This window comes from Conyzicola sp. (genome assembly GCF_046714715.1).
In the GTDB taxonomy this organism is placed as follows: Bacteria; Actinomycetota; Actinomycetes; order Actinomycetales; family Microbacteriaceae; genus Conyzicola.
The window spans coordinates 1-16,684 of sequence record NZ_JBKKAD010000168.1 but is presented as its reverse complement, the minus strand read 5'-3'; the positions used below and the strand labels follow the sequence as shown (position 1 = coordinate 16,684).

Genomic DNA, 16,684 nt, shown 5'->3' with positions numbered 1-16,684 from the left:
CGTGGACAACATCATGAACCTCATGGAGGGGTTCGCCACCGCCCTCCAGCCCGAGTACCTCATCTACGGCTTCATCGGCGTGCTGATCGGCACGGCGGTCGGCGTGCTGCCGGGCATCGGCCCGGCCATGACCGTCGCGCTGCTGCTGCCTCTCACCTACGCGCTCGACCCGACCGCCGCTCTCATCACCTTCGCCGGCATCTACTACGGCGGAATGTACGGCGGGTCGACCACGAGCATCCTGCTCAATACGCCCGGGGAGTCCGCCTCGATCGTCACGGCGCTCGAGGGCAACAAGATGGCGAAACTCGGGCGCGGTGCCGCCGCGCTCGCCACGGCCGCCATCGGGTCGTTCATCGCCGGATCGATCGCCACCATCGGGCTCACCCTCCTGGCACCGACGATCGCCGCGTGGGCGGTGAACCTCGCCCCCGCCGACTATGTGGCGCTGATGGTGATCGCGTTCATCACCGTCGGCGCCCTGCTCGGCTCGTCGGTGTGGCGCGGCCTCACCTCGCTCGGCATCGGCCTGTTCCTGGGGCTGGTCGGCACGGAGATCCTCTCCGGTCAGCAGCGCTACACCTTCGGGCTGTTGCCGCTCGCCGACGGCATCGACGTCGTGCTGGTGGCGGTCGGCCTGTTCGCGGTGGGCGAGACGCTCTATGTGGCTTCGCGGATGCGGCACGGGCCGGTGAACCTCGTGCCCGTGACGCGCGGCTGGCGCAGCTGGATGACGAAGGACGACTGGCGCCGCTCGTGGAAGCCGTGGCTGCGCGGAACCGCGATCGGATTCCCGATCGGTACGATCCCGGCCGGCGGCGCCGACGTCGCCACCTTCCTCTCCTACGCGAGCGAGAAGAAGCTGAGCAAGCACAAGGACCAGTTCGGCCGCGGGGCCATCGAGGGTGTCGCCGGTCCGGAGGCCGCCAACAACGCGGCCGCCGCCGGTGTACTCGTGCCGCTGCTCACGCTGGGCCTGCCGACGACCGCCACCGCCGCGATCATCCTCTCGGCGTTCCAGTCGTACGGCATCCAGCCGGGGCCGCAGCTGTTCACGAACCAGCCGGCGCTCGTCTGGGCGCTCATCGCGAGCCTGTACATCGGCAACGTGATGCTGCTCGTGCTCAACCTGCCGCTCGTCGGCATCTGGGTGAAGCTGCTGCAGATCCCCCGTCCGTACCTCTACGCGGGCATCCTCACCTTCGCGGCGCTGGGCGCCTACGCGGTGAACTTCTCGATCGTCGACATCGTCATCCTGCTGGTGATCGGCGTCATCGGGTACTTCCTGCGCCGGTACGGCTACCCGATCGCCCCGCTCGTGATCGGCCTGATCCTGGGGCCGATGGCGGAGGCTCAGCTGCGGCGAGCGCTGCAGCTGAGCCAGGGGGACCTGACCGCGCTGTTCACCCGTCCGTTCGCGGCGATCTGCTACCTGGCGCTCATCGTGATCATCGCGCTGGGCCTCTGGCTGCGTCACCGCCAGAGCCGGCTCGAGCACGCCCTCGCCGCGGCCGCCGCGGCGGACACCTCGGTCGACGCCGCGGTGAACCGCATGTGGGAGCCGGGGCAGCGCCCGAGCGACGTGAAGACCTCGGAGATCCGTACCGTGGATCACAAGGACGGCGACGCCTGACCGAGGACGGCGGGCGGGGGTGGGGTGTCTCCCCTACCCGCCCGCCGTCCTCCGTTTCGTGTGAGGGGTGCGGCCCGGGCGAGTCGGTACGCTCGACCCAACGTTTCCCGACGACCGGGCGTCCTTGGAAGCAGGAGGTTCTCTATGCGCACGAAACTCGCACCGCTCGCCGTCGCTATCGCCGTCGCCGCGCTCGCCCTTGCCGGCTGCGCTCCCACTCCGAGCACGGAGGTGGCCGGCCCGGTGGGAGACAAGCTCGACGATTCGTGGTTGCTCACCTCGGGCACCGACACCTCCGGCGCGTTCGACCTCGACGACGCGAGCATCACCCTCGAGATCGACGACAACGTGGCATCCGGCAATTCCGGCTGCAACTCGTACACCGGCGACTTCGGGGGAACCGCGGACGGCGTGTCCTTCGGTCCGTTCGCCTCGACCCGGATGGCCTGCTCGCCCGAGACCGTGATGACGCTCGAGGCGCGCTATCTCAAAGCGCTCGAGGCCGCCGACACCGCGACCGTCGACGGCGATACCCTCACGCTCAGCCTGAACGACGACGTCTTGGAGCTCGTCTACTCCCAGACCGAACCGGTCGCCGACGCCGAACTCGTCGGGCCGACGTGGGGGCTCGAGTCGGTCGGCACCACCGACGCCGTGAGCAGCGTGCAGGGCGATCCGACGCTCGTCTTCGGCGAGGACGGCACGATTCACGGTTCGGGCGGATGCCGCGAATTCAGCGGCGACTACGTGGCCGCCGACGACGACCTCATCCGCTTCACCCGCTTCGAGATTGCTTCCGCCGAGTGCCCGGCCGAGGTGGGCGACCAGGAGACGAAGGTCTTCGACATCATCGGCGAGGGTTTCACCGCGGAGATCGAAGGAGACACGATGACCGTGACACGGGCGGGAAGCGACGTGACGTTGGTCTACCGGGCGGGTGAACCCCGGTGAGGCGCGCGGCAGCGATCGTCGTCGCCCTCGCCGCGCTGGCCGTTACCGGATGCGCCTCGGACAGCGGCAACCGCGGCAACTACGGCGAGGAGGATCCGATGAGCGGAATCACGGGCGAATGGCAGCTGACCAAGGGCAGCGACGCCGAGGGCGCGATGATCGTGAACGGCATGCCGGTCACCCTCGTTATCGCCGAGGAGGCGGTCTCGGGGCAGGGGCCGTGCAACGTCTACGGGGGCGACGCGACGATCGATGGCACCGACATCGGCATCGGCACGCTGACCTCGACGATGATGGCCTGCGAGGAGGACGCACGCACCCAGCTCGAGACCCGCTACTTCGCGGCGCTCGAGACGGTGACGACCTCGAAGCTCGGCGGCGGAGACCCGGCGGCCCTCACCCTGAGCGGGCCCGACGCCTCGCTGATGTTCACGATCATCGAGAAGCGGGCGGCAAACTAGCGCTGCACGACCGAAACGCGTGCGCCGCCGAAACACCGTCGTAACCGCCCGCGAGTACCGTGACGCCATGACATTCCATGTTCCCGCCGTCGACATCTCCGCCTGGGTCACGGGCGGCACCCCCGACGAGAAGGCGGCCGTCGCCGACGCGATCGACGCGGCCTGCCGCGAGGTCGGCTTCATCCAGATCCTGGGGCACGGCATCCCGACGCGCGTCACCGACGGCCTCGCGAGCGCCATGGACGACTTCTTCGCCCAGCCCCTCGAGACGAAGAAGCTCAGCATCGCCCCGAAGGGCACCAACCGCGGCTACACCCCGCCGAAGGCCGAGTCGCTGAGCCTCAGCCTCGGGGTGGAGAGCGCGACGCGCATGAACGACTTCTTCGAGGCGTTCAACGTCGGGCTCGCGACATCCGACTTCCCAGGTCTCGACCTCGACCCGATGGAGTACGCGGAGAACGTGTGGCCGGATGTCGCGGGCTACCGTGACCGCATCGACGCGTACTTCGCCGAGGCCGGCCGCGTCGCCCGCACCATGACCGACATCTTCGCGGCAGCCCTCGACCTGCCCGACGGCTTCTTCGACCCGTTCACCGCCCACTCGATCGACGTGCTGCGCATGAACAACTACGCCCTGCCGCCCGGAACCGTCGACCTCGACGGCGACCTCATCGGCATGAGCGAGCACACCGACTTCGGTATCGTCACCGTTCTCTGGGCCGACCAGGTGAAAGGCCTGCAGGTGCTCGGCACCGACGGCTCGTGGAACGACGTGAGTCCCGCCGACGACGCGCTGCTCATCAACCTCGGCGACCTCACTTCGCGCTGGACCAACGAGCGCTGGATGTCGACCCTGCACCGCGTCAAGCCGCCCATCGTCGACGGCACCATCAACCGCCGCCGCAGCGCCGCGTATTTCCACGACGGCAACGCGGATGCCACGATCTCGGCGATTCCCGCGACGATCGAGCCCGGCGGCGAACCCCTCTACCCGCCCATCACGGTGAGCGAGCACATCAGGGCCAAGCTCGCCGGTTCGCGCGCCGGGAAGATCAACACGGCGGCGACGCGCGAGGCCGCGCGAGTGCTCGCGGCGAACGCGGGCTGACGGGCAACGCGCGCCGACCCCCACCGCAGGCTGACCGGGGGGGGGTTCCAGCGCCTAGGGCGCGGTCGTACAGTGCTGTCATGAACACGGTGCCGTCATGAACACGCGACTGTTCGCCTATCTCAGCTACCGCGACGCCCGCGCGGCGATCGACTGGCTCGTGGCCTGCGGTTTCGAGACGGTGCGCAGGATCGACGGCGACGACGGACGGGTGGTGCACTCGGAGATGCGTCTCGGCGAGGCGGTCGTGATCGTCTCGAGCAACGACCTCGACTACGACCACGCCGTGCTCGTCGGCGAACCCTCGGGCCACGGCATCTACCTCATGGTGCCCGACGTCGACGCGGTGTACGCCAGGGCCGTGGCGGCCGGGGCGACCCCGGTGATCGAGCCGGAGGACACCGAGTGGACTACTCGTCGCGCTCGGGTCTACGACCCGGAGGGCATCGAGTGGAGCTTCGGCAGCTACGAACCGGGGCAGCGATAACCGATTCGTTCCCTTTACCGCGATCGTCACCTACTGTGGGTTCGTGCAGAAGAATTCCTCGTTAATTGGCGGGCCCGCCCGGTGAGCGGCACGCGCGACGACTACAGCGACCTCGCCGAGATGTTCGAGAGATCGCAGGTCGAGGCCTACCGGCCCGACCCGAACGACCCGGAGTTCCTGAAGAAGCGCGGGCGTCGCCGCCGCCGACGCCTCATCGCGGCCGGCATCGTCTTCCTGCTCTTCGCCGGCGCGGTCGGCACCTACCTGCCCCTCACCCTGCTGGCCCCGGTCGCCGCGACCCCGGCGGCTTTCGCCGAGCCGCCCATCGAGCAGCCCGCCGCCGTCGCGTTCACGGCGCCGGCGGCGCTCGCTACCGCCATCAGCGTCACCGGCGCCGACGAGTTCCCGGCGACCGCGGGTACCGACGGCATCCTCAACGCCACCGGCGGAAACGAGGCGCGACCGATTGCGAGCATCAGCAAGGTCATCAGCGCCCTCGTCATCCTCGACGCGAAGCCTCTCAACCCGGGCGAGAGCGGCCCGACGCTGAACTTCGGCGAGACGGAGAACGACACCTACGACAAGTACTACGTGCTGGGTGCCACGATCGCCCCGATGAAGATCGGCTCGAGCATGACCCAGCGCGAGGCGCTCGCCATGATGCTCATGGTGTCGGCGAGCAACTACGCCGAGGTTACCTCGACCTGGGCGCTCGGCTCGCAGGCGAACGTCCGCAGCGCGACGAACCGCTGGCTCGACAAGAACGGACTCACCGGCACGACCATGGTCGAGCCGACCGGAATCGACCCGCGCAACACGAGCACACCGACAGACCTGATCGTGATCGCCCGGCTGGCCATGGCGAACCCGGTGGTGGCCGAACTCGTCGGCACGAAGTCCCTGCAGATCGGCAGCCTGGGCTGGCAGCAGAACCGCAACGGCGTGCTCGGCGTCGACGGCATCAACGGCATCAAGACCGGAACGCTCGACGAAGCGGGCTCCTGCCTGCTGTTCTCGTCCGTGATCGACGTCGGCCTCGACGCTCCCATCACGATCGTGGGCGTGGTGCTCGGTTCGGCCAACAGCGCGGTCGCCGGCGATGTGGCCCGCGGCCTGATCGGCACCGTCAAGTCCGGCTTCCACCACGTGCCGCTGCTGACCTCGGGCCAGGAGCTCGGCGACTATATGACGCCGTGGGAGGACACCGCGCGCATCGTTGCCGGCAAGGGCGCCACCGTGCTCACGTGGTCGGACACCCCGGTCACCGCGACCAGCACGATCGAGCCGGTCGGCATCGCGGAGAGCGGCACCGAGGTGGGCAGCATCACCTACACGGCCGGCGCGCGCACCATCACGGTGCCGCTCGAACTCGCCGGCGGGATCGACGGCCCGGGTGGCTGGTGGCGCCTCACCCACCCGCGCGAGCTGCTGTTCGAGCAGTAGGGGCTCAGCCGAGGAACAGCGCGACGAACGCGACGATCACCACGACGTGCAGCACGGCGAACACGATCGTGCGGGCCCGCGGTTTGTCGGTGCGCAGAACGGGCAGCCGCTGCCAGCGCAGCACCGCCGCCGCGACGCCGGCCGCCGCGACCGCCACCGGCAGGAGCCACAACCAGGTCGGCACACTCCCCCACGGCATGAGCGCGTGCGCGAGAGCCAGCATGGCGACGGCGTCCAGCGCCGCCGTCACCAGCGCGAGACGACTCGTGGCGGCGAAACCCTTCCACCTCGTGGCACCCGCGGCGAGGAAGACCAGGGCGAAGGCGAGAGCGAGAAAACCGGGGAGCAGCTCCATCAGTTCGCCTCCATCAGGGCGAAGCCGATGTCGTCGACCGAGACGGCCGTGTTGCTCAGTACGACCACCGCGCGGTCGCTCTCACGGTCGAACCCGACCCAGCTCGTGAAGCCGCCGGTCTGTCCGTTGTGCCAGGTGACGTCGTCGGTCGTGATCCAGGCGAGCCCGATGCGGCCCAGCTCGCCGATCTCGGTGCGCGCGGTCGTCGCGTCCGCCCCCGGGGCCGTTGCGTCGAGCTGGGCCCGGGTGTAGACGACCATGTCGGCGAGGGTCGAGCGCACACTGCCGGCCGGGCCGTCCGCCGCCATCGTCCACGGGTCGGACGGCCGCCCCGTCGCGGTGAACCCGGTCGTCGCCGATTCACGCAGGTCGTCGGTCGTGGCGGGCGCGTAGCTGTCCCGCATGTCGAGCGGCTCGAACACACGCTCCCGGGCCAGCTCGGCATAGCTCTGCGCACCGGCCGCGACGACCAGTGCCTGGCCGAGCAGCGCGAAGCCGAAGTTCGAGTAGAGAAACTCCTTCTCGCCGACGTCGCTCGCCTTGGCGTCGCTCTCGAGGTCGGCGACGGTAGAGCCGTACGGGTCGCCGGCGCGGAACACGGCGACGAGCGACGGAAGAACCGATCCGACATTCGTCGGCAGACGCGGAAGCCCGCTCGACTGGGTCGCGAGTTCGCCGAGAGTGACGGATGCCGCGGCCGAGTCGCCGAGATCGAGCAGGTCTCCGAGGCGGGTCGACTGTTCGACCTCTCCGCGCGCGATGGCGTCGGCCAGCAGTGACCCCGTGACGGTCTTCGTCACCGAGCCGATCTCGTACTCCGTGTCATCCGCGGCACCGAAGTGTGCCGTCCTGACGTCGGATCCCTCGATCACGGCCACGCTCACCCTGTCGCGCACGCCCGGGCCCGCGGCGAGCAGCGCGCCCACCTCGTCGACGAGGGCCGAATCCCCGCGCGACTCGGCCGACAGCTGGGGCGGCCGCGGGATGAGCAGCGCCCCGGCGACGAAGGTGGCGACGGCGCCCAGCATCGCCACGACGGCGATCCAGCGCGGCCGCTTCACGCCGCCTCTCCCGCGCGGGTAAACGGTTGCGGTCGGGCGATCGGGCCGCGGGCGTGCCTGTGCTGCGTCATGGTTCGAGCCTAAAAAGGCGCGGCCGAGGCCACCTCCCGCGCGCGGGGGATTTTCGGCAGACGTCTCTCCGCCGCGTGGCCGGTAGGCGCCTCCCGGGTGCGCTCCCCGGCCGTTCTGGGGCCAGCGCGCGGTCCGGCGGTGTGCCACGATCGTGCGATGCGACGCTCCTCCGTGATGGTCACCCTCCTGGCTGCCATCGCCGCGCTCTGCTGGGCCACGGCCACCCTCGCCGCTGCGTGGCCGGAGATCCTGCGCGGGGAGCGCATCGTGACCTACCCGGAACTGGCCGGAACTCTCGCCGTGCTCGCGACGCCCTTCGTGATCGTGTACCTCGTTCGTTTCGAACGACGCGTAGCAATCGCGGGACGGGCACAACACGACGCGCTCACCCGGCTGTTCCCGGACGCCGTGATCTTCACGACCCAGGCGTTTCCCGAGACGGTGTCGACGCTCGACGGGATCAGACGTTTCTCCGGATCCGAGGCCCCGCGGCTCAAGGCGGACCACCGCGCCCTGACCGTCACCGTCACGCACTCCGACCTGAGCGTCTGGGACGGGCTCGATGCCCCGAGGCGGATCGCGATGATTCCGGCGCGGGAGATCGGTGCCACCACTTTTGCCGGGGCCGCCGTGCTCGTCAGCCCGACGAAGACGAGGATGGTGCCCGCCGTCGGCGTGCGTTTGCGTTCCGGCGCACGGCTCGTGCTGCCCGTCCTGGTGGTCTCGCCCCGCGCTGTGAAGCCGACGGAGGACGACGTGCGGGCGGTCGTCGGACGGGTCGAGGCGCAGCTGCTGGCCGCGTACCGCTACTCGGGCTGAGCTGCGGCCGCGCCCTCGTCTTCGGCGCCCGCCGCGCCCTCGCCTACCGCCCCTTCGCCTTCGACTTCGCCATCGACTTCGCCATCGACAACCTCGCCGGCGTCGGAGCCGCTCTCGGGCAGCGCCACAGCGGCGGGCCCGCCCTCGAGCAGCCGCGCGAACTCCGCGGCGTCGAGAATGCGGATGCCCAGGTCTTCGGCCTTGCCGAGCTTCGACCCGGCGCCCGGACCGGCCGCCACGAAGTCGGTCTTCTTCGACACGCTCGACGCCGCCTTGCCCCCGGCGGCGATGATCGCCTCGAGCGCGCCCTCGCGGGTGAAACCCTCGAGGCTGCCCGTGGCCACCACGGTGATGCCGGCGAGCGGGCCGTCGTTGTCGCCCGCCGCACCCGGACCGGGGTGACCGGGAGTGGCGAACTGCACACCCGCCGCGGCCCAGCGCTCGATGATGTCGACGTGCCAGTCCACGGCGAACCAGTCGATGAGCGCGTCGGCGATGATGCCGCCCACGCCGTCGACGGCGGCCAGTTCTTCGCGCGAGGCCGCGCGGATGGCGTCGAGCGAGCCGAAGTAGCCCGCGAGGGCCCGGGCCGCGACCGGTCCGACGTGCCGGATGCTGAGCGACACTAGAATGCGCCACAGCTCTTTCGTCTTGGCGAGCTCGAGGTTGTCGATGAGCTCGTAGGCGGTCTTCGACGGAACGTAGGTCTCGTCGCCGCCGAACACCTGCGCCTGCGGGTCGTAGGGCGCATCCGTCTTCTTGCGCAGCCTCCGGAACGGCGCGACCTCTTTCGGCACCGGTTCACCCGGCGTGCCATCGGCACGGGGTGGCCCGTCGATGAGTTTCATCTCGCCGGTCTCGTTGTCCCGCACCCGCACCCGGATCGGGAAGAGGTCTGCGATCGAGAGGTCGAAGAGCCCGGCCTCGGTCACGAGCGGGGGCGTCTCGGGCACGATCGGCTGGGTGAGGGCCGCGGCCGTCACCTCGCCGAGCGCCTCGATGTCGAGCGCACCGCGGCTGCCGACGTGCTCGACGCGTCCGCGCACCTGGGCGGGGCACGCCCGCGCGTTCGGGCAGCGCAGGTCGATGTCGCCCTCTTTCGCGGGGGCGAGCGGGGTGCCGCACTCGGGGCAGTTCGTCGGCATCACGAAGGCGCGTTCGGTGCCGTCGCGCAGTTCGACGACCGGTCCGAGCACCTCGGGAATCACGTCGCCCGCCTTGCGCAGCACGATCGTGTCACCGATGAGCACGCCCTTCGCCACCACGACCTCCTGGTTGTGCAGGGTCGCCTGGCGCACGACCGAGCCGGCGACGCGTGCCGGCTCCATCACGGCGAAGGGCGTGGCCCGGCCGGTGCGACCCACGCTCACGACGATGTCAAGCAGCGTGGTCTGCACCTGTTCGGGCGGGTACTTATAGGCGATAGCCCAGCGCGGCGCACGACTCGTCGCGCCGAGTTCGTCGTGCAGTTCGAGCTCGTCGACCTTGATGACGATGCCGTCGATCTCGTGCTCCGGGTCGCCTCGGTGCGCCCCGTAGTACTCGATGAACGTCACGGCCTCAGCGGCGCTGTCGACGACGCTGAAGTAGGGACTCGTCGGCAGGCCCCAGCCTTTGAGCAGTGCGTAGATCTCGCTCTGGCTCTCGACGGGCGGCTTCACCCACGCACCGATGCCGTGCACGAACATGGTCAGCGAGGCGAACCGCGCCTGCGCCGCCTCACGCTCGAGCCCGTCTTTTTTGTCGAGCTGCTGGCGGATCCCCCCGCTCGCCGCATTGCGGGGGTTGGCGAAGGCCGGGAACCGTCGCGCGGCCGACAGGCGCGCCTTCTCCTCGTCGAACTCGGCCGTGCCCGACCGCCGCGCGACAGACCGATCCTTGGTCTCCTGGTAGGCGCGCTCCCGGAAACCCGCCTGCAGCTCGTTCAGCCGCTCGAACGCGGCGACGGGAATGAAGACCTCGCCGCGCACCTCGACGAGCGCCGGGTGCCCCTCCCCATCGAGCCTCTGCGGGATATTGGTGACGAGTTTGATATTTTCGGTCACATCGTCGCCGACGCGTCCGGTGCCGCGCGTCGCCGCACTCGTGAGCACGCCGTTCTCGTAGCGCAGGTTGATGGCGAGGCCGTCGATCTTCAGCTCGCAGAGGTAGCGCACCGCACGGCCCGAGTTCTGTTCGACCTTGGCCGCCCACGCCTCGAACTCCTCGATGGAGAAGACGTTGTCGAGGCTGAGCATGCGCTCGGCGTGCTCGACCTCGTCGAAAAGGGCCGCGTTCGCTCGGCCGCCGACGTTCTGGGTGGGGCTGTCTTGGCTGGCGAGCTCGGGGAACAGCCGCTCGAGCTCTTCGAGCCGGTGCATCATCGCGTCGTACTCGCCGTCGGAGACGAGTGTCGTGTCGCGGTCGTAGTAGGCGTCGCGAAGTTCGAGGATGCGCGTGGTCAGCCCCTGCGCTTCGTCGCGTGCGTTATCGAGGTGCTCCGGTGGATAGTTCTCAGCCACCCGACCAGTGTATGCAGGGCCGACGACACCGCCGCGGCCTTCCCCGGCTACCCGCTCCGCGCTAGGGCGGGTCGCGGGTCGTCATCCACTCGGGCATTACACGAGGATTCCTTGCAACACGAGCGTTCCGTCGCTAGGGTGGTCGCACACACGCCAGAGCGCTCCGCGGAAGGGACAGCCATGACGATCCTCCCCCACGCCCGGTCGCACTACGCGGCAGCGGCGGCGGTCACCGCCGCAATCCTGGCTCTCGTCGCTTTCGTCGTCGCGGCGGCGGACGGGGTGATCGGTCTCGTCTACACGCAGGGGCGAACACTCGAGTCGCTCGACGGGTTCGAGTACGCGTTGCCGGCGCTCGGCGTCACCGTGCCGTACGTGCTCTGGCACGTCATTCCCCTGGCCGCGGGGGTGTTCCTGTCGTTCTGGTGGGTTCTACCGATCCGCCCGCAGCAGCGGGTGGGCGGCGTCGTGCTGCGGTCGATCGTCGCTCTGGTCATCGGACTCGCGATCGCGATCGCGATCGAGGCCGTGCGCCTCACGACGAGCGACCTGCCGGTGAACCCGACCCAGGGTGGCGCGGTCGACAACCGCTACTACATCCTCGTTCTCGGAGGGCTGGCCAACGACGCGTGGAATCTCTTCGCCGGCTCGTTCGGCCTGGTCGTGGCGGCGGGCCTGGCCATGTGGGGCTGGCTGCGCACGCGCCCGGTCTACGGTCCGCTCCGCCATGGCACGACGCAGACTGGCACGACGCAGACCGGACCGGTGCCGGTGTCTGCGGAGTAGGGCTCCGGTTCACCCTCAGCCCGTGACATCCGAGGGCCGCTTAGAACGTCTCGATTCCCCGCGAACGGAACTGCCCGCGCACGCGCTCCTGCAGGTCGCCGGTCGGAGGCGACACGTCGGCGAGCCGGTAGGGCTCGCCGAGCCGCTCCCACTTGTCCTCCCCCATCTGGTGAAAGGGCAGCACCTCGACGCGCTCGACGTTGGGCCACCGCGACACGATCTCGGCCGCGGCATCCACGTTGTCCACCGCGTCGGTGAGTCCGGGCACGAGCACGTACCGCACCCACACGGCGATTCCGCGTGCGGCGAGCCGGTCGCCGAACTCGACCGTCGGCGCGAGCTCGCGGCCGGTCACCTCGCGGTACGTCGCCGGCAGTCCCGACTTCACGTCGAGCAGCACGAGGTCGACCGAGTCGAGGAGGGCATCGGAGGCGCGCCGCCCCAGATAGCCCGAGGTGTCGAGCGTCGTGTGGATGCCGAGCGCGCGGCACTCGGCGAACAGGCGCGCGACGAAGGCCGGCTGCATCAACGGCTCGCCGCCCGACACGGTGAGCCCTCCGCCCGTGGCGCGGAACACGGGCAGATACCGCTCCAACCGGGCCACGATCTCGTCGATCGGGGTGATCTGCCCGTCCTTCATCTTCCAGGTGTCGGGATTGTGGCAGTACTGGCAGCGCAGCGGGCATCCCGAGAGAAAGAGGGTCATCCGGGTGCCGGGCCCGTCGACCGCCGTCACGAGTTCCCAGGAGTGTACGCTCGCGACCCCGCCGTCGCGGACCGACTCCATCTCCGAGTGGTGCAGGTCGATCGAGACCGGCGTGCGCACGGCGCTATACCCCCGCGTGGAAGGTGCGGCTGATGACGTCGAGTTGCTGCTCGCGGGTCAGCCGCACGAAGTTCACGGCGTATCCGGAGACGCGGATCGTGAGCTGCGGATAGTTCTCGGGGTGCTCCATGGCGTCTTCGAGGGTCTCGCGGTTCAGCACGTTGATATTCATGTGGAACCCGTCGGATGACACGTAGGCGTCGAGCAGACCGACCAGGTTGCTCACCTGCTCCGGCTGCGAGTGCCCGAGTCCGCTCGGCACGACCGTGGTCGTGAGCGAGATGCCGTCCTGCGCCTGGTCGTAGGGCAGCTTGGCGACGCTGAGGGCCGACGCGAGCATGCCGTGGGTGTCACGACCGTTCATCGGGTTCGCCCCGGGCGCGAACGGCATTCCCGCGCGGCGGCCGTCTGGGGTGTTGCCGGTCTTCTTGCCGTAGACGACGTTCGAGGTGATGGTCAGCACCGACTGGGTGTGCGTCGCTCCCCGGTAGGCGGGGTGCTTGCGCACCATCGCCATGAACCGCTCGACGATCTCGACGGCGATGGCGTCGACCCGGTCGTCGTCGTTGCCGAACGCCGGATAGTCGCCGTCGATGTCGTAGTCGATCACGAGGCCCGTCTCGTCGCGCACGGGGCGCACGGTGGCGTACCTGATCGCCGACAGCGAGTCGGCGGCGACGCTGAGCCCCGCGATACCGCAGGCGAGCGTGCGCAGCACCGAGCCGTCGTGGAGGGCCATCTCGAGCCGCTCGTAGGCGTACTTGTCGTGCATGTAGTGGATGCAGTTGAGCGCATCGACGTAGGTCTCGGCGAGCCACTCGAGCAGGCCGAGGTATGCCGACCAGACCTCGTCGTAGTCCAATACCTCGGACGCGATCGGCGGGACCGCCGGAGCGATCTGCTCGCCCGTGATCTCGTCGCGGCCGCCGTTGATCGCATAGAGCATGGCCTTGGCCACGTTCACCCGGGCGCCGAAGAACTGCATCTGCTTGCCGACGCGCATCGGCGACACGCAGCAGGCGATGGCGGCGTCGTCGCCCCACGCGTCGCGGATGAGCGCGTCGGACTCGTACTGGATAGCCGACGTGTCGATCGAGATCTGGGCGCAGAAGCGCTTGAAGCCGTCGGGAAGCGCGTCGCTCCACAGCACCGTGAGGTTCGGCTCGGGCGCGGGACCCAGGTTGTAGAGGGTCTGCAGGAAGCGGAAGGCGGTCTTGGTCACCATCGGCCGGCCGTCTTCGCCGATCCCGCCGATCGATTCCGTCACCCAGGTGGGGTCGCCCGAGAACAGCGCGTCGTATTCCGGGGTGCGCAGGAAGCGCACGATGCGCAGCTTGATGACGAGGTCGTCGACCAGCTCCTGCGCGTCCTGCTCGGTGATGACGCCCGAGGCCAGGTCGCGTTCGAGGTAGATGTCGAGGAACCCGGTGTTGCGCCCGAACGACATCGCGGCGCCGTTCTGCTCTTTCACCGCGCCGAGGTAGGCGAAGTACAGCCACTGCACGGCCTCGCGGGCCGTGCGTGCCGGCTCGGCGATGTCGTAACCGTAGCTCGCCGCCATCGCCTTCAGTTCGCGCAGCCCCCTGACCTGCTCGGCGTTCTCCTCGCGCGAGCGGATGATGTCCTCCGTCGAGAAGTCGAGGTCGAGCACCGCGTGCTCGGCCTTCTTCGCGGCGATGAGGGCGTCTACACCGTAGAGGGCGACCCGGCGGTAGTCGCCGATGATCCGCCCGCGACCGTAGGCGTCGGGCAGGCCGGTGATGAGGTGGCTGTGGCGCGCCCGCTTGACCGCGGGCGGGTAGACGTCGAACACCCCGTCGTTGTGGGTCTTCCGATAGGTGGTGAAGATCTTCTCGAGCTCGGGCGGCACGTCGAAGCCATAGGTCTCGAGCGAGGTGGCGACCATGCGCCAGCCGCCGAACGGCATGATCGCGCGCTTGAGCGGGGCGTCGGTCTGCAGGCCGACGATGATCTCGCTGGGCTCGTCGATGTAGCCGGGCGCGTGGGCGGTGATGGTGGCGGGAGTCAGCGCGTCGATGTCGTAGACGCCCTTGGCCCGCTCCTCGGGGAACATCGCCGAGAGCTTCGACCAGAGCGCCGTCGTGCGCGCGGTGGCGCCGGTCAGGAACGAGGAGTCACCCGGGTAGGGCGTGTAGTTGCGCTGGATGAAGTCGCGCAGGTCGATCGAGTCCTGCCAGGGTCCCGGGGTGAACGACCGCCACGCCGCGGTGTTCTCGACACCGTCGTGGGTTGCGTCTCGGGTGCTGTCGGTCGTGGTCATGTCGATCTCCCTCTCGTGGATTGAGATGCTGCCTGTATAGGCATGACGCTACGCCGCGACGGAGGGCCCACACAGAGCCATAGGTCCCTGATCGGGACCGGGATTCGACGGTCGAGGCTAGGCGGGAACCGGCACGGCGCTGACCGTGCGCGCGATCGTGCACTGCCCGAGAACGCGGGTGCCGACGTAGACGACCGCGGTCTGGCCGGGCGATACGCCGTTGATCGGCTCGACCGGGCGGATGACCATCTCGCCGTTCTCCACGAAGACGACGGCGGCGACCGGGTCGGCGTGGGCGCGGATCTGCACCTCGCAGTCGAACGGCGTGATCGCTCCGTTCTCGTCGATAGTCGCGATGCCCGACTCGACGGGGCCGAGGCCCGCCCAGGTGAACTTCGTTCCGGCGAGCTCCGAGAGGTCGAGCGCCTCCTTCGGGCCGACGACGACGGTGTTCGTCTTCGGCTGCACCTCGAGCACGAAACGCGGCATGCCGTCGTCGCTCGGGTAGCCGATCGAGAGTCCCTTGCGCTGGCCGATCGTGAACGCGAGCGCGCCCTGGTGGGTGCCGAGCACCTTGCCCGAGCGATCGAGAATATCGCCCTGCTCGGCGCCGACCTTCTCGGCCAGCCAGCCGCGGGTGTTGCCGTCGGGGATGAAGCAGATGTCGTGCGAGTCGGGCTTGTTGGCGACGCTGAAGCCGCGCGCGGCGGCCTCGGCACGCACCTCGGCCTTCGACGGCGTCGAGCCGAGCGGGAAGAGCGAGTGTTCCAGCTGCTCGGCCGTGAGCACGCCGAGAACGTAGCTCTGGTCTTTCGCCCAGGTGGCCGCGCGGTGCAGTTCGGCGTTGCCATCCGCGTCGCGGCGCACATCCGCATAATGTCCGGTCGCTACGGCGTCGAATCCGAGCGCGAGCGCCTTCTCGAGCAGCGCCGAGAACTTGATGCGCTCGTTGCAGCGCATGCACGGGTTGGGGGTGCGGCCGGCGGCGTATTCGTCGATGAAGTCCTCGACAACGTCGAGCTTGAAACGCTCGGAGAAGTCCCACACGTAGTACGGGATACCGATGATGTTGGCGGCGCGCTGGGCGTCCATGGAGTCTTCGATGGTGCAGCAGCCGCGGGCGCCGGTGCGCAGGGTTCCGGGCATACGACTGAGCGCGAGATGCACCCCGACTACCTCGTGTCCCGCCTCGACGGCGCGTGCCGCGGCAACCGCCGAGTCCACTCCACCGCTCATTGCCGCTACAACCTTCATGGGTTCCAGTGTACGTGCGGCCGGCTGAACGGACCCGGGGGTCGTGTCGGATACCGGTTGAGTAGCGAGCGAGGAACGAGCCCGCGTATCGAAACCAGGGATGCGGGGTTTCGATACGCGCCCCGGAGGGCGCTACTCAACCAACGAGTCCGTGGATTGAGCTCGTCGAAATCTAGCGGCCGAAGGTCGGCGCGTGCTCGGCGAGCCCCGCGCGGGCCGCCCGTTCCACCGCGGCGGGCAGGGCGGCGACCAGCGCGTCGACTTCCTCCGGCGTCGTGTGGGTGCCGAGGGTCATGCGCAGGGCCCCGCGGGCATCCGCCTCGCTGAGTCCCATGGCGGTGAGCACGTGCGACGCCTCGGGAACGCCGGCCTGGCAGGCCGACCCGGTGGAGACCGAGAAGCCGGCGACGTCGAGCAGGAACAGCAGCGAGTCGCCCTCGCAGCCGGGGAAGGTGAAGTGGGCGTTGCCGGGCAGGCGTCCGTCGGCCGCCGGATCGCCGCGCAGCTCCGCGGACGGCACGGCGGTTCGGATGCCTGCCACCAGCCGGTCGCGGAGCTCGCGCAGGCGGGCGGCGTGGCCCCCGATGTCGGCCGTGGCCGCACTCGCGGCCAGGCCGAACGCGACCGCGCCGGCCACGTCCTGGGT

Annotated in this window: 15 protein-coding genes; 8 read left to right on the top strand and 7 right to left on the bottom strand. The window is 69.5% G+C overall.

Going from position 1 to position 16,684, the window contains the following annotated elements; genetic code table 11:
- Position 1 precedes the first annotated feature (1 nt).
- The 6 genes from ACLQ6X_RS12895 (at position 2) to ACLQ6X_RS12870 (ending at position 6,083) form a co-directional block, all read left to right on the top strand.
- A complete protein-coding gene (locus ACLQ6X_RS12895) occupies positions 2-1,633 on the top strand; it encodes a tripartite tricarboxylate transporter permease (protein ID WP_411700553.1) in 1,632 nt (543 codons plus the stop codon).
- Between the two features lie 144 nt (positions 1,634-1,777).
- Positions 1,778-2,584, top strand: a complete 807-nt coding sequence (locus ACLQ6X_RS12890; protein ID WP_411700552.1) for an META domain-containing protein — start codon at positions 1,778-1,780, stop codon at positions 2,582-2,584.
- The gene (locus tag ACLQ6X_RS12885) at positions 2,581-3,045 is read left to right on the top strand and encodes an META domain-containing protein (RefSeq protein ID WP_411700551.1); all 465 of its coding nucleotides are present in this window, start codon (positions 2,581-2,583) and stop codon (positions 3,043-3,045) included. Before ACLQ6X_RS12890 ends, ACLQ6X_RS12885 begins: the two co-directional genes overlap by 4 nt.
- Before the next feature lie 67 nt (positions 3,046-3,112).
- Complete coding sequence (locus tag ACLQ6X_RS12880) at positions 3,113-4,153, top strand: isopenicillin N synthase family dioxygenase (protein WP_411700550.1); 1,041 nt, start codon at positions 3,113-3,115, stop codon at positions 4,151-4,153.
- A gap of 97 nt (positions 4,154-4,250) precedes the next feature.
- Complete coding sequence (locus ACLQ6X_RS12875; RefSeq protein WP_411700549.1) at positions 4,251-4,640, top strand: VOC family protein; 390 nt, start codon at positions 4,251-4,253, stop codon at positions 4,638-4,640.
- Positions 4,641-4,721: 81 nt separating this feature from the next.
- Entirely contained in the window at positions 4,722-6,083 is a 1,362-nt protein-coding gene (locus ACLQ6X_RS12870) for a D-alanyl-D-alanine carboxypeptidase family protein (protein WP_411700548.1), read from the top strand.
- A gap of 4 nt (positions 6,084-6,087) precedes the next feature.
- Here ACLQ6X_RS12870 and ACLQ6X_RS12865 read toward each other — a convergent pair whose 3' ends face one another.
- Positions 6,088-6,438: a hypothetical protein gene (locus tag ACLQ6X_RS12865; RefSeq protein WP_411700547.1), complete on the bottom strand. Its 351-nt coding sequence runs from the start codon at positions 6,436-6,438 to the stop codon at positions 6,088-6,090.
- The gene (locus ACLQ6X_RS12860; RefSeq protein ID WP_411700546.1) at positions 6,438-7,499 is read right to left on the bottom strand and encodes a serine hydrolase domain-containing protein; all 1,062 of its coding nucleotides are present in this window, start codon (positions 7,497-7,499) and stop codon (positions 6,438-6,440) included. The genes ACLQ6X_RS12865 and ACLQ6X_RS12860 overlap by 1 nt, the downstream gene beginning before the upstream one ends.
- A gap of 228 nt (positions 7,500-7,727) precedes the next feature.
- Between ACLQ6X_RS12860 and ACLQ6X_RS12855 the strand changes: the two genes are divergently transcribed.
- Complete coding sequence (locus tag ACLQ6X_RS12855; protein ID WP_411700545.1) at positions 7,728-8,390, top strand: hypothetical protein; 663 nt, start codon at positions 7,728-7,730, stop codon at positions 8,388-8,390.
- Here ACLQ6X_RS12855 and ligA read toward each other — a convergent pair.
- Positions 8,378-10,891 (bottom strand): NAD-dependent DNA ligase LigA, encoded by a 2,514-nt coding sequence (ligA, locus tag ACLQ6X_RS12850; RefSeq protein ID WP_411700544.1) that lies wholly within the window; start codon positions 10,889-10,891, stop codon positions 8,378-8,380. The two genes, ACLQ6X_RS12855 and ligA, sit on opposite strands and share 13 nt — an antisense overlap.
- Positions 10,892-11,071: 180 nt before the next feature.
- Between ligA and ACLQ6X_RS12845 the strand changes: the two genes are divergently transcribed.
- Entirely contained in the window at positions 11,072-11,677 is a 606-nt protein-coding gene (locus ACLQ6X_RS12845) for a hypothetical protein (protein WP_411700543.1), read from the top strand.
- A gap of 40 nt (positions 11,678-11,717) precedes the next feature.
- Here ACLQ6X_RS12845 and pflA read toward each other — a convergent pair whose 3' ends face one another.
- From pflA to ACLQ6X_RS12825, 4 genes are all read right to left on the bottom strand, one after another.
- The gene (pflA, locus tag ACLQ6X_RS12840) at positions 11,718-12,464 is read right to left on the bottom strand and encodes a pyruvate formate-lyase-activating protein (RefSeq protein WP_411700700.1); all 747 of its coding nucleotides are present in this window, start codon (positions 12,462-12,464) and stop codon (positions 11,718-11,720) included.
- Positions 12,465-12,507: 43 nt separating this feature from the next.
- Positions 12,508-14,784 carry a formate C-acetyltransferase gene (gene pflB, locus ACLQ6X_RS12835; protein WP_411700542.1) on the bottom strand — a complete coding sequence of 759 codons (2,277 nt, stop codon included), beginning with the start codon at positions 14,782-14,784 and terminating at the stop codon, positions 12,508-12,510.
- A 117-nt stretch (positions 14,785-14,901) separates the two neighbouring features.
- Positions 14,902-16,038: a tRNA 2-thiouridine(34) synthase MnmA gene (mnmA, locus tag ACLQ6X_RS12830; RefSeq protein WP_411700541.1), complete on the bottom strand. Its 1,137-nt coding sequence runs from the start codon at positions 16,036-16,038 to the stop codon at positions 14,902-14,904.
- Between the two features lie 172 nt (positions 16,039-16,210).
- Positions 16,211-16,684, bottom strand: a 474-nt coding sequence (locus ACLQ6X_RS12825) for an aminotransferase class V-fold PLP-dependent enzyme (protein ID WP_411700540.1), incomplete at its 5' end; no start/stop codon positions are given.